Below are 13,303 nucleotides of genomic sequence, written 5' to 3'. Positions count from 1 at the left end.
TATTAAAAATCACGTATTAAAAAGCACGGCAATTGCCGTGCTTTTTTGTGGGTAAATATGAGATGTGGTAGCTAAAGGTTAATGCCTAAAGTCAGCCATTAACGCCGGTATACCAGGTAACATACCTACAATTGCCATTACAGTGGTAAGTAACACAAACATAATAAGTGGAATCACCCAGCGGCTCATTTTAGTTAACTCAGCGCTGCGCTCTTTACAGCCAATCAGCCCTAAGTTATCAAGTAGCATAGTAAGTGACCAACCAAAAGCAGGATTAACTAAGGTCGAAGCAAATACCACAATAGCGGCTGATTGCGTCGTTTTACCTTCGCGCGTCATTTCCATGCCAGCTTCAAGTAGCGGGATAAACACACCAACAATAAGCGCTACACACAATACAGGCTGCCAAATTGCTAAATCCATAGGGTAACCCCATAAACCAGCAATAATACAAAATAATGCAGTTAAAATAGCGCCAGCAGGGATAGGGCGTTTAGCAATAGCGGCAGGCACAATATAAGTACCCCAAGAGGAGGCAAAGTTAGCACCACCGGCAAGTGAGCCGAATGTTTGTCTAACCGATGCACTTAGCATGGTGTCGTCGATATTCATTTGTACTTTTTCAGTGCGTTGCGGATAACTTATTTTTTGAAATACTTGATGGCCTAAAAAATCAGGAGACCACATAGCAACGGCGAGCACTGCAAATGGGAGTACAACAACAAAGCTTTCAAGCGTTGGTAAACCTAGCATCCAACCCGTGTTTTCGCCCCACCAGTAAGCTGGGTTCATATTTGGTAAACCCGGTGCAGTATGAAACTCAAACGGTGCGCCTAAGGCAAAGGCAACCACGCCACCAATAAGGCAACTTAACGGCACGGCTAACCAACGCTTTTTAAAGTGCTCTAATAGCGCATACAATAAAATGGTGGCTAAAATAACAATAAACGCAATGTGTGCCATATCAATGGCTTCAGCCCAAGCAAACAGCTTTTTAACTTGCGAAATAGTACCAATAAAGCCTAAATAAATAAGTAGCCCGCCACATACACCTTTACTGGTTAGGCGCGCGAGCATACTTCCTCCCTTGGTTATGGCTAAAATAAAACCAAAGGCACCAATGAGTAAGCCAAACGCCATAGGGTGACCGCCAGCAGCAACAACAATAGGAATTAACGGAATAAGCGGGCCGTGAGTACCAGCCAAGTTGGCTGTTGGTAAAATAAAGCCTGAGAATAAGATGATAAAAATAGAAACAATGAGTAATTCGTAACGTACATTTTCTAAAACAAATGCATCGCTTAAACCAAGAGGCGCCGCAAAGGTTGCTGCAATAGCCCCCACCATAACGACTTTACCAATAGTGCCCGCCATTGCTGGAATGGTGTCTTCAAATTCAAATCGGTAATCTCTAAACGGTAAATTAGGACGCCAGCGTTTAGGCTGCATAATCTGTAATTCATGTTCGAGATACTCGTCGCGAGTATTAAACTCTGAACTCGGTTTGTGAAGCTGCTCGTAGCTTTGAGCATTCTTGTGCGTGTTTGATGGTGCATCACCGGGTGGTGTAGTTTGCATGCGTTCTCCTGCAACATTGTTGCTTAATCAAATAAATACGGCTTTTGTTAAAGCAAATGAATATTGAATATGCAGGGTAGATCAGCTTTTAGGCTGCTATGTATAGGCAAAAGGTCGTGCATGGTTGTTTTTAATACAGTTAATTTAAAAAACTGCTTTACACTAAAAGTTATGAAATTACAGAAGGTGATTAAAAGTTGTTATAAATCAAAATCTTGAGTGAGTCATTAAGGAAGCGGAGCACTATTTACCTAATAGTATAGTGTTAACGGCAGGTTATTATCCTTTAGTCTTAGTGGCTGTGAAAGCCGTTTTTATTTCAAGCTATTTGCTTGCAGGAGCCGTTAATTTTGTTTTATTTGTGGTGGAATAATACTTCTGTTACTTTCTGATTGTTAATAACAATAAAGAATAGACATGCAACTCAACTCCCCTAAATCAATTGGTATTTTACTTGGTACGTTTTACGGCATATTTATGCGGCTGTTTATAGAGCTAGTCAATGCTTATAATTTAAGTAGCCTAGTCTCTATATCATTTATGTTTTTAGTGCCCGTTGCAATTGGTTATATTCGTGTTCACTTTGAGTACAATGAATCAAAAACATTAACTAAAAGGCAAATGATCACGATTGCTTGGCAGCCTATTTTTGTTTTTTTATTTGTAAGTGTAATTACTTTGCTTGAAGGGAGCATTTGTGTGGCAATGGCTTTGCCTGCTTTTATGTTTTTTGCCAGCATTGGTGGGTTACTTGCGGGCTTTGTTAGAAAACGTAAAATAAAAAAAGCGAATAGTTCTTTATTATCAATCGCGTTGTTACCTATATTGCTCTCACCTATTGAAGTTAACTTTTTACATTTATCAAAAACATACGAAGTAGCAAATTCAATAGCTATTAACGCGCCCATCAATGTTGTGTGGCAGCAGTTAGCTAATGTGAGTGACATAAAACCACAGGAAGTGCCTTTTTCACTCACTCAATTAATTGGTGTACCAAAGCCATTAAAGGCAAGTATGAATGCTAGCGGTATAGGCGCTGTTCGCACAAGTACTTGGCAAAAAGGCGTTATGTTTAAAGAAGTAATAACCGACTGGCAACCAAATAAACAGATGCATTATAGATTTGATATAGACCCAGATGCTATTCCCGATGACGCTCTCGATAAACACGTAAAACTAGGCGGTGAATACTTTTCTCCACTTTACGGTGGTTATCAGCTAAGTGAAGATAAAAGCGGCAATACGATTTTAACGTTAAAAACGACCGTGCAAGACAATACAAATTTTGGTATTTATTCACGTATATGGGGAGAGGTGATATTTCAAGATTTTCATCATTCACTTTTAACGTTGATGAAAAACAGAGCTGAAAAGTCACTTATCGCAGCTGTTTCTTATAATTAGCTTAAACCATTGTGACTATAAAAAATATTACACACTAAAAGATAAAGCCTTTGCAATTGCAAAGGCTTTTGTTTTAACTGCTAACTTTTACCAAATCATTTCTACAAATTCAGGATGGTCGATATACGGGTTACGATTACCTTGAAATTCAAAGGCTGCTTGGTTACGGTCAAGTTCCATTTGGCTTACAGGATCGCTGTTATGCCAGTTAAGCAGCATGGCTACAACCCAGCTTTCAAACACTTGGTTGCTTGAACCATTAAGCACTACATTACTTGAGGTCGTTTTGGTTTGCCAAGTGCCTATTACATTTTCGTAGCGCGTTGCCATGTAAAAATAAGCGCGAGCAAAGTCACCTTTAAATTCGTCAATTGGCTCAAATACAGTACCTGAGTAATTTAATGAACTTGCGGCAGAACCTAATTTACTACCGTTGGTTGATGTAAATGAAGCGCTTGCTACTTCACCAAATGGGAAGTTACTACGTTTTGAGTTTACATAACCGTCGGTTGCGTAAATATGATGCACATCTGAGTTCATTGGCTCAATAGTGCCGCCAAACCAGCTTTTAGGAAATGAATGCTCACGGTTGTAACAGCCGCCTTCTCCACTATAGTTACCACATTGGTCACTTACCGCAGTATAATTGTAGCTATCTGAGCCGTTTGGTTTTTCGCTATACATATCTAAAATGCTGTTATCGTTTTCAAAGTATTTATCACGTGCAGATGAGTCGTAAAAATTCCAAATAGCTGAGTAACCCTGTGCATTATGATCTTTAATAATATTATAAAGCTCAGTTTTTAGTGCATAACCTGATAACCCTTGAGCAGTAACATAGTAGCCAGTGGGTGTTGGGTTGGTCCCGCCGCCATCACCAGAGCCACTACCTAAAGTAAATGCCGTGCTGTCTGTATTATTAAAACTTGCACCGCTAGCAAGTGTGGTAGAGCCTTGCTTAAGCGCATAGTTGCCATTACCTGTTGAACAACACATGCCATCGCCGTAGCTGTCGCTAATAACAAGTGTGTAAGTACCATCAGTTAGGCATATTTGCTCATCATACTGAGTGTTTGATGCGTAACCACTGCCGTTAGCAACAGCGCTACCTTGATTGTTATTAACGGCCCAGCTAGTTTCGCTACCGTAATTATCGGTGTTAAGCGTTAAGGTAAGGCTATTGTCGGTGCAACTTGTTGATGCGTTGCCATCAGCATTTGGTAAAAAGTTATCTACGTATACGGTTTCGCTGCCATCAAATCCACTTACATCGTAAAACCTAAGCCCAACACTAATTGTTTTATCACTGCTTGCTGTATAGCTATGGCTAATTGTTTGCCATTGGTTAGTTTGTGCTTGATTCGAATAGCCTTGATAGCCATCTACATATAAGCGCGCTTTAATTTTACCTTCGGTGTGGTAAACATCAGCCGAAAAGTTATAGGTTTTACCAGCTTCTACAGCAACCTGTTGTAGTAAATCAGTGTTACTTTGCGATCCTGTTGTTACATTGACAGCAGCAGAGCTACTACCGCTTTTAACTGTACTAGTTGAGCGCGTTAAGCTGATTCCGCTATCAATAGTGCTCCAAGAGCTAGGTGTATTACCTGACCATTGTTCAAATCCGCCATTAGCTACATTGGCCATTACAGGTAATGAGCCAAGTAACAAAGCGGTACTAAGTAGATTATTTTTATATTTCCCGTGTAACATAGTTGTTCCTATTTTTATTTTGAATGAAGAATATACCCTACATTAGTTGGGTTACAAAATTGTTAATTTAAAGTGCAGTAAAAAGCAATAATAAGTCTTTAATCTGTTTTTGAAGGTATTTTTATAAATTAATAACTAAATGGAATATCAAAGCAGATTCTATTCTTTTTTTATCTATGCTGAGCCCGTTATGCTACTAACTTAGAAAACCTCAACAGATACGCTCTGGATGAGGTAAAACTCATTTTTAACAATACACAAAGTGTGTTGTGTTTAATTTTCAGGGTTATGGGGAATCGATTCATGTTGTTAGGTCAACTAAATGCTGCGGCAAGCCCGCTATCGCAAGATCAAGTACAAAAGCTGCAAGGTTTAGTGGCTGAACTTAATCCAATTCAACAAGCATGGGTGAGTGGTTACTTAGCTGCAAATGCTAATTCGGCTGCGTTAGGTGCTCCTACGGCAGGCGTACCAGCTGCGGGTGATGCAGCAGCGCTAACTATTTTATATGGTTCGCAAACAGGTAACGCAAAAGGTGTAGCTACCAAAATGAAAGAGCAGGCTGAGTCGCGAGGCTTAGCAGTTAAGCTTGTTAGCATGTCAGATTACAAACCAACAGCCCTGAAAAAAGAAAAGTTTTTAACTATCGTTGTATCTACTTACGGCGAAGGTGAGCCACCAGAAGACGCAGAAACACTCCACGAATTTTTAGCCACTAAAAAAGCGCCAAAACTAGACGATGTAAAAATAGCGGTTATTGGCTTAGGTGATTCTAGCTATGAGTTTTTCTGCCAGACAGCAAAAGATTTTGAAGAGCGTTTAAATAAACTTGGTGCACAAACTATCTATCAACGTGCTGATTTAGATGTAGATTACGAAGATGAAGCTGCTACGTGGATCGCCGGTGCAGTTGATGCATTTGAACCTGATTTAAAAGCGCAGCAAGAAGCCGCTGGTGGTCAAGTTGTATCAATGCCATTTGGCGCTCCAACCGCTGCAGCAAGCCAATATACAAAACAAAATCCATTTGAAGCAGAGCTATTAACTGTTCAAAAAATTACCGGTCGCGACTCGACTAAAGATGTACGCCACGTTGAAATTTCGCTTGAAGGTTCTGATATTACTTACACGCCAGGTGATTCATTAGGTGTATACTTTTTAAATGACGATGTATTAGTTGATGAAGTACTTACACTTACTCAAATAGATGCAACAAGTATTGTAAAAGTAGGTGATGAAGAGCTAAGCGTACGTGATGCACTTATTGAAAAGCTTGAGCTGACTCAGTCGTACCCAGGTTTTGTAGAAAAATATGCAACAGCAACAGGTACGCCTGAATTATTAAAGCTTGTAGAAGATAAAGCGGCAATGCGTGCGTATATTGAACCTCGCCAAATATTTGATGTGATTCGCCAAAACCCAGCAAAAATTGATGCGCAAACATTAGTAGATTGCCTACGTAAACTACAAGCTCGTTTGTACTCAATTGCATCTAGCCAAGCTGAGGTTGAAGACGAAGTACATTTAACACTAGGTCTAGTGCAGTTTGATGCATTTGATAGCGAGCATTTAGGTGGTTGTACTGGTTACTTAACTCGTCGTGCAGAAGAAGGTTGTAAAGTTAAAGTATTTAGCGAACACAACGACAATTTCCGCCTTCCAACTAACGATGATACACCTGTTATTATGGTTGGTCCTGGTACGGGTATTGCGCCGTTCCGTGCATTTTTACAAGAGCGTGATTCACGTGAAGCACAAGGCAAAAACTGGTTGTTCTTTGGTAACCCACATTTCACTCAAGACTTTTTATACCAAGTAGAAATACAGGGTTATTTAAAATCGGGTTTACTTAACAAAGTAGATGTTGCATTTAGCCGTGACCAAGCAGAAAAAGTATACGTACAAGACAAATTACGCAGTAACAGTAAAGACGTGTTTGAATGGTTAGAAGCCGGCGCTCACTTTTATATTTGTGGCGATGCAAATCGCATGGCAAAAGATGTACACAACGCCTTGGTTGATATAGTTAAAGAAAATACAGGCAAGAGTAACGAAGACGCAGAGCAGTACTTAAAAGATTTACGTAGCGCAAACCGCTATCAGAAAGACGTGTACTAACCGCGCCTCCTATTTTATTTAGTATCTAATTATCGTAATTGTAACAAATTTAGGATTTAAAATGAGCGAACAAGATAAAAATGTAAAACTTTCTGATAACGAGCGCTTAAAAGGTGAAAGTAACTTTTTGCGCGGCACTATAGCTCAAGGGTTAAAAGATGAAATCACAGGTGGTTTTACCGCAGATAACTTTCAGCTAATTCGTTTTCATGGCATGTACCAGCAAGATGATCGTGATATACGTGGTGAGCGCGCTAAGCAAAAGTTAGAGCCGCTACATAATGTAATGTTACGTGCACGTATGCCTGGCGGTATTATTAAGCCAGAGCAGTGGTTAGCAATTGATAAGTTTGCTGATGAAAAAACAAGCTACGGCAGCATTCGTTTAACTACGCGTCAAACGTTTCAGTTTCATGGTGTATTAAAGCCGAATATTAAAGGCATGCACCAAATGCTTAACAGCGTAGGTATAGACTCTATTGCAACTGCGGGCGATGTTAACCGTAACGTGCTTTGTACAACCAACCCCGTTGAATCTGAACTGCATTTAGAGGCTTATCAATGGGCTGCGAAAATTTCTGAACATTTATTACCAAAAACCAAAGCATACGCTGAAATTTGGTTAGATGGCGAAAAAGCAGAAACCACAGAAGAGCCAATTTTAGGATCTAACTACTTACCGCGTAAGTTTAAAACAACGGTAACCATTCCGCCTAATAACGAAGTTGATGTTCACGCTAACGATTTAAACTTTGTGGCAATTGCTGATAATGGCAAGCTTGTTGGTTTTAACGTATTAGTGGGTGGCGGCCTTGCCATGACGCACGGCGATACAGCAACTTACCCGCGTAAAGCTGACGAATTTGGTTTTATACCTCTTGAGCATACATTGAGTGTTGCTGAACATGTTTTATCAGTTCAACGTGATTGGGGTAATCGCGAAAATCGTAAAAATGCAAAAACAAAGTACACACTAGATCGTGTTGGTACAGATACATTTAAAGCTGAAGTTGAAAAACGTATTGGTGTTAAGTTTGAACCGATTAGACCTTATAAGTTCACCCACCGAGGCGATCGCATCGGTTGGGTTGATGGTATTGATGGAAAGAGTCATTTAACGCTCTTCATCCAAAATGGTCGTATTTTGGATTACCCAGACAAGCCACTAAAAACAGGTTGTCGTAAAATTGCAGAAATTCACCAAGGTGACATGCGTATGACGGCAAACCAAAACTTAATTATTGCTGGCGTACCTGCAGATCAAAAAGCCGTGATTGAAGAAATTGCACGTAGCCATGGCCTAATTGATGACAAAGATTCGCAGCAGCGTAAAAATTCTATGGCGTGTGTTTCACTGCCAACGTGCCCACTTGCAATGGCCGAAGCAGAGCGTTACTTACCAAGCCTAGTAGAAAAAACTGAAGCATTACTTGCTAAGCACGGTATACCAGATGACAGCATTATTATGCGCGTTGTAGGTTGCCCTAACGGTTGTGGCCGCGCAATGCTTGCAGAAGCTGGTTTAGTGGGTAAAGGGCCAGGTAAGTACAACGTTTACCTAGGTGGTAATTTAGAAGGTACACGTATTCCTAAATTGTACCTTGAGAACGTAGGCGAAGACGTTTACCTAGAAGCATTCGATAAGCTCATTGGCCAATGGGCAAAAGAGCGCAATGACGGTGAGTGTTTTGGTGACTTTGTTATACGCAAAGGCATAGTTGCTGAAGTAAAAGTATCAGTAACCGATTTTCACGCTTAATTAAATACCAGCGCCAAAGCGCTGGTGAGGTTTGGAATTTACCATGAGTGAATTTAAAAACATTTTACAGCTAGATAAACAAAGCCAGGTGGCTATGTTAGCTGATGCTAATGGTTTGCTAGCGAATATGAGCGCAGAACAGCGTGTTGCATGGGCGCTTGATAACTTGCCTAATACGGCTTTTTTATCATCTAGCTTTGGTATTCAAGCGGCAGTAATGCTGCATTTAATGACCTCACAACGTCCAGATATTCCCGTTGTATTAACCGATACAGGCTATCTATTTCCTGAAACGTATCAGTTTATTGAACAAATGAGTGAGCGTTTATCACTAAACTTAAAGGTGTATAGAGCGCAGCTAAGCCCAGCATGGCAAGAAGCTAAGTTTGGTAAGTTGTGGGAGCAAGGCGAGGACGGCATTAAGCAATATAACCAGCTTAATAAAGTTGAGCCGATGACCCGCGCACTTAAAGAGATAGAAGCGGGCACGTGGTTTAGTGGTTTGCGTCGCGATCAATCATCTACACGTGCTGATAAACAGTTTGTAGAAATAAGCCGTGGTACCGTTAAAGTGTACCCGATTATTGAATGGTCTAACCGCGACGTGTATCAATACCTGACTAAGCACGATTTACCTTATCACCCATTATGGGAACAAGGTTATGTGTCGATGGGTGACGTACATACAACACGTAAGTTAGAACCAGGAATGACAGAGGAAGAAACTCGCTTTTTTGGTTTAAACCGAGAATGTGGACTACACATGGATGGTGACGGTATTTAACGTCACTACGATGTAGTTAAATCGCAAATAAAAACGCAGCTTCGGCCGCGTTTTTATTTTCTTTTATTCGGGTACAAAAAATTGCCTAATTAAGTATTTTTTATTAGACTCAAGGCATTAAAGGATTAATTAAAGCAGGAACGCTATGAAATACTTTACCTACTTAGCTATATCAATTATGGCTATTGCAGTCATCTCTTTGTTTTATTTAAAAAAGCCCGATGGTCAAACATGGCTTTCTGCATCATCAATTAGCAGTGAATCTCAGCAAATTAAAGAAAGAATGGTCGCGCTATCTAGCAGTACTTTGGACCAAGCAGTGCAGGGCGTTCAGCAAGCTGGCGATAAAATTGCGAGCAGTATTTCTGATGAACCAATTGCTGCAAATGCTACCTCAAGTGGTAAAATTTTTAAGTGGCAAGACGAAACAGGCCAATGGCACTTTTCTGATTCACCTAACCCACATGCAAAAAGTATTGAAGTAAAACTCGATCCTAAAGATATTACTGTTATTGCTGCAGAAGACACGTCTATTTTAAATACCTCTTCAACTCCAAACACAATGTCGGCTGCACCAGAGGGGATCAGTATTTTGAACCCAGATTCGGTTAAAAAGCTATTTAATGACGCCGAAAATGTAAAAGACAAACTAGAAAAACGTAATAAAGAAATTAATAATTTAAGTGCACTTTAATTATTTAGAGTGAGTGCTTTTATGGTTTTTTAAATAATGTTTTTCTGCTTCCATCAATAATACTGTTAAATATATTTTAGTGGGAAGCGACAGCAGCACGCCTACAGCAATGCATGCCGCCGCTATAATTATTCCTTTAATACCATGCTCGACGGTAAAGTAGTTCGACACAATTAACGTATGGCCAGTCACGATAAGGCACAACCCAAGCACTATTGATGTTTTAAGCAGCCTAATTATCATTGTTTGCGACATAGTTACCTCACTAAGAGCAGCCCTAGGGCCTGTTTATCTTTCGAGGTTAAATTTGCAGCAGTGTGTTTGGTATTTAGGCAAGACAGAGCCTATGTAGTGTGGTTATTCCCCATGAATAGGCCCTAGTGTAGGCACGCTTTAAATGCTTAGTATTGATTTAAGACAACAAACAGCAAATATAAAAAAGCCCAGCTTATTACTAAGCTGGGCTTTTAAATGTATTAACTACTGTCTTTGTTAGTCGAGCATATTACGCAGTACATATTGTAAAATGCCGCCGTGTTTGTAGTAATCCCACTCTTTAGGGGTATCAATACGTACGTCTGCACTCAAGGTTACTTTTTTACCTTCGGCATTTGTGGCAATAACGGTAACTTCATCGGTTTTATCGTACAGGCCATCAATATCAAATTGTTCTTGCCCTGTTAACCCGTGTGACTCGTAGCTTTCACCTTCTTTAAATTGCAGCGGTAATACACCCATACCAATTAAGTTAGAGCGATGAATACGTTCGTAGCTTTGTGCTACAACGGCTTTTACGCCTAATAAAAGTGAGCCTTTAGCAGCCCAGTCACGAGATGAACCCGTGCCATATTCTTTGCCCGCTAAAATAATGAGTGGAGTATTATTTTTTTGATACTCCATTGCTGCATCATAAATGCTCTCTAGCGTATCTCCAGGCTGAGTACGTGTTACGCCACCTTCAGTACCAGGAGCTAGTAAGTTTTTAAGACGCACATTAGCGAACGTTCCACGCATCATTACTTCGTGATTACCACGGCGTGAGCCGTACGAGTTAAATTGCGCTTTATCTACACCTTTCTCTTGCAAGTATAAACCTGCTGGCGCTTCTGCTTTAATAGCACCCGCTGGAGAAATATGGTCAGTGGTTACTGAATCTCCAAGTTTAGCTAAACAGCGTGCACCTTCAATAGAAGGAATGCCCGGTGGTTCTACTTTCATACCATCAAAAAAGGGTGCTTTTTTAATGTAGGTAGATGCATCATCCCAATCGTAAAGTTTGCCATCCGGTATTTTAATTTGCTGCCAACGGCTATCGCCTTCGTAAACGTTAGCGTAGCTTTTTTCAAACATTTCCTTAGTTACGGTTTCTTTAACTAAGTCACTTACTTCTTTAACGCTTGGCCAAATGTTTTTAAGGTAAATATCGTTACCGTTAGCATCTTGAGCAAGGGGTTCGTTGTATACGTCAATATCGGTTCTACCTGCAATGGCATAAGCTACGACAAGCGGAGGAGAGGCTAAAAAGTTCATTTTAACATCTTGGTGAATACGCCCTTCAAAGTTACGGTTACCCGATAAAATAGAGCTCACTACTAATTTATGTTTTTGAATCGCGTCTGATATTTCAGTTGCAAGTGGCCCTGAATTACCAATACACGTGGTACAGCCGTAGCCAACTAAGTTAAAGCCAAGACTTTCTAGGTCATCCATCAGGCCTGCTTTTTCTAGGTAGTCGGTAACTACTTTTGAGCCTGGAGCAAGTGATGTTTTAACCCAAGGTTTTACATTAATGCCTAACTGTTTCGCTTTTTTAGCAACCAAACCAGCAGCTAAAATAACACTTGGATTAGAGGTGTTGGTACAGCTGGTAATCGCGGCAATAACACAAGCGCCATCGTTTAGCTCAAACTCTTGGCCTTTAAATTTAACCTTAGCGGCACCCATAAACTGCGCTTCGTTAACTGGCTCATCTGGATTTGTTGTCGGTCCTTCACTCTCAATACGAGCTTGTTCTTCATCGCTTTTATCACGACGAGCCATACGTTCGTCTTGGAAGCCTTTTAAATGATCGCCAATAACTTTGCCAGCTTCGTTTAAGGCAATTCTATCTTGTGGGCGTTTAGGGCCTGCAAGGCTTGGTACAACGTCATCTAATTTAAGCTCAAGTGTATCGGTATAATTAGCTTCGTCGCCATCGTTACGCCATAAGCCTTGATGCTTAGCGTAATCTTCAATTACTTTTAAGTGTTTTTCGTCGCGGTTTGTTAAGCGAAGGTAGTTAATGGTCTCATCATCAATTGGAAAAATACCACACGTAGCGCCGTATTCTGGTGCCATATTGGCTATGGTTGCTCTATCAGCAAGTGGTAGGTCGGCAAGGCCGTCACCATAAAATTCTACAAATTTACCCACTACGCCATGATTACGCAGTATTTCGGTTACTGTTAACACTAAATCGGTTGCGGTAGTACCTTCAGGTAAACGTCCGCTTAGCTTCATACCTACTACTTGTGGAATGAGTAAGCTAATTGGCTGACCAAGCATGGCTGCTTCAGCTTCAATGCCGCCTACACCCCAGCCAAGCACACCTAAGCCATTAATCATGGTGGTGTGAGAGTCAGTCCCTACAAGCGTATCTGGGTAAGCGAATTTTTTTCCGTCGCGCTCTTCATTAAAAACAACGCGCGCTAAGTATTCTAGGTTTACTTGGTGAACAATGCCGGTTGCTGGTGGCACTACTTTTAAATTATCAAAAGCGGTTTGTCCCCAACGTAAAAATTCATAACGTTCTTTATTTCGGTCGTACTCAAGTTTTGCATTTAAATCAAATGCACCATCATTTCCGTAGCCATCTACTTGTACCGAATGGTCAATCACAAGTTCAGCAGGCGATAACGGGTTTATTTTTGCAGGATCTCCACCTAGCTTTTCCATTGCGTCACGCATCGCGGCTAAATCTACAATAGCGGGTACGCCGGTAAAATCTTGCATAACAACACGGGCGGGAGTAAAGGCAACTTCAGATGCAGGCTTTGCTTGAGGATCCCAATTAAGAAGGGCTTGAATGTCTTGTTCTTTTATATTTACGCCATCTTCGTTACGAAGAAGGTTTTCAAGTAGTACTTTTAAGGAAAAGGGCAATCGTTTCGCTTTGTCGCCAAGTCCTTTTAGAGAATGAATATGATATTGCTCACCATTTATTGTGAGCTGATGTTGGGTATCGAAACTATTATTCATTATTTGCCCCTTTATG

At 40.6% G+C, this 13,303-nt stretch carries 9 protein-coding genes; 5 read left to right on the top strand and 4 right to left on the bottom strand.

The features are described from left to right. Nucleotides 1-78: 78 nt before the first annotated feature. The gene (locus I6F10_RS09955; protein ID WP_193226787.1) at nt 79-1,578 is read right to left on the bottom strand and encodes a DUF3360 family protein; all 1,500 of its coding nucleotides are present in this window, start codon (nt 1,576-1,578) and stop codon (nt 79-81) included. 417 nt (nt 1,579-1,995) lie between these two features. On the opposite strand from I6F10_RS09955, the gene I6F10_RS09950 reads away from it, so the two are divergent. After that, nucleotides 1,996-2,982, top strand: coding sequence for a hypothetical protein (locus tag I6F10_RS09950; RefSeq protein WP_197098787.1), 987 nt, complete (start codon nt 1,996-1,998; stop codon nt 2,980-2,982). 87 nt (nt 2,983-3,069) lie between these two features. Here the strand turns inward: I6F10_RS09950 and I6F10_RS09945 are convergent, their stop codons facing one another. Next, complete coding sequence (locus tag I6F10_RS09945; RefSeq protein WP_197098786.1) at nt 3,070-4,695, bottom strand: endonuclease; 1,626 nt, start codon at nt 4,693-4,695, stop codon at nt 3,070-3,072. A gap of 303 nt (nt 4,696-4,998) precedes the next feature. Here I6F10_RS09945 and I6F10_RS09940 point away from each other — a divergent pair, with 303 nt between their 5' ends. The 4 genes from I6F10_RS09940 (at nt 4,999) to I6F10_RS09925 (ending at nt 10,050) form a co-directional block, all read left to right on the top strand. Then, complete coding sequence (locus I6F10_RS09940; RefSeq protein WP_197098785.1) at nt 4,999-6,813, top strand: assimilatory sulfite reductase (NADPH) flavoprotein subunit; 1,815 nt, start codon at nt 4,999-5,001, stop codon at nt 6,811-6,813. 61 nt (nt 6,814-6,874) lie between these two features. Then, entirely contained in the window at nt 6,875-8,572 is a 1,698-nt protein-coding gene (gene cysI, locus I6F10_RS09935) for an assimilatory sulfite reductase (NADPH) hemoprotein subunit (protein WP_197098784.1), read from the top strand. 43 nt (nt 8,573-8,615) lie between these two features. Then, nucleotides 8,616-9,356: a phosphoadenylyl-sulfate reductase gene (locus I6F10_RS09930; RefSeq protein ID WP_197098783.1), complete on the top strand. Its 741-nt coding sequence runs from the start codon at nt 8,616-8,618 to the stop codon at nt 9,354-9,356. Between the two features lie 145 nt (nt 9,357-9,501). Next, a complete protein-coding gene (locus tag I6F10_RS09925) occupies nt 9,502-10,050 on the top strand; it encodes a DUF4124 domain-containing protein (protein WP_197098782.1) in 549 nt (182 codons plus the stop codon). On the opposite strand, the gene I6F10_RS09920 is transcribed toward I6F10_RS09925, so the two are convergent. After that, nucleotides 10,051-10,305 (bottom strand): hypothetical protein, encoded by a 255-nt coding sequence (locus I6F10_RS09920; protein WP_197098781.1) that lies wholly within the window; start codon nt 10,303-10,305, stop codon nt 10,051-10,053. Nucleotides 10,306-10,542: 237 nt separating this feature from the next. Next, nucleotides 10,543-13,287: an aconitate hydratase AcnA gene (gene acnA, locus I6F10_RS09915; protein ID WP_165743531.1), complete on the bottom strand. Its 2,745-nt coding sequence runs from the start codon at nt 13,285-13,287 to the stop codon at nt 10,543-10,545. Nucleotides 13,288-13,303 lie beyond the last annotated feature (16 nt).

The organism is Pseudoalteromonas sp. SWYJZ98 (genome assembly GCF_015864495.1).
In the GTDB taxonomy this organism is placed as follows: Bacteria; Pseudomonadota; Gammaproteobacteria; order Enterobacterales; family Alteromonadaceae; genus Pseudoalteromonas; species Pseudoalteromonas distincta.
Note: the sequence above shows the minus strand (reverse complement) of the source record. Positions and strands in the feature narration are given on the sequence as shown.

Excerpts from the sequence above, each read along its gene's own strand:
- I6F10_RS09955 (WP_193226787.1), bottom strand. The coding sequence starts at position 1,578 with ATGCAAACTACACCACCCGGTGATGCACCATCAAACACGCACAAGAAT.
- I6F10_RS09950 (WP_197098787.1), top strand. The coding sequence starts at position 1,996 with ATGCAACTCAACTCCCCTAAATCAATTGGTATTTTACTTGGTACGTTT.
- I6F10_RS09945 (WP_197098786.1), bottom strand. The coding sequence starts at position 4,695 with ATGTTACACGGGAAATATAAAAATAATCTACTTAGTACCGCTTTGTTA.
- I6F10_RS09940 (WP_197098785.1), top strand. The coding sequence starts at position 4,999 with ATGTTGTTAGGTCAACTAAATGCTGCGGCAAGCCCGCTATCGCAAGAT.
- cysI (WP_197098784.1), top strand. The coding sequence starts at position 6,875 with ATGAGCGAACAAGATAAAAATGTAAAACTTTCTGATAACGAGCGCTTA.
- I6F10_RS09930 (WP_197098783.1), top strand. The coding sequence starts at position 8,616 with ATGAGTGAATTTAAAAACATTTTACAGCTAGATAAACAAAGCCAGGTG.
- I6F10_RS09925 (WP_197098782.1), top strand. The coding sequence starts at position 9,502 with ATGAAATACTTTACCTACTTAGCTATATCAATTATGGCTATTGCAGTC.
- I6F10_RS09920 (WP_197098781.1), bottom strand. The coding sequence starts at position 10,305 with ATGTCGCAAACAATGATAATTAGGCTGCTTAAAACATCAATAGTGCTT.
- acnA (WP_165743531.1), bottom strand. The coding sequence starts at position 13,287 with ATGAATAATAGTTTCGATACCCAACATCAGCTCACAATAAATGGTGAG.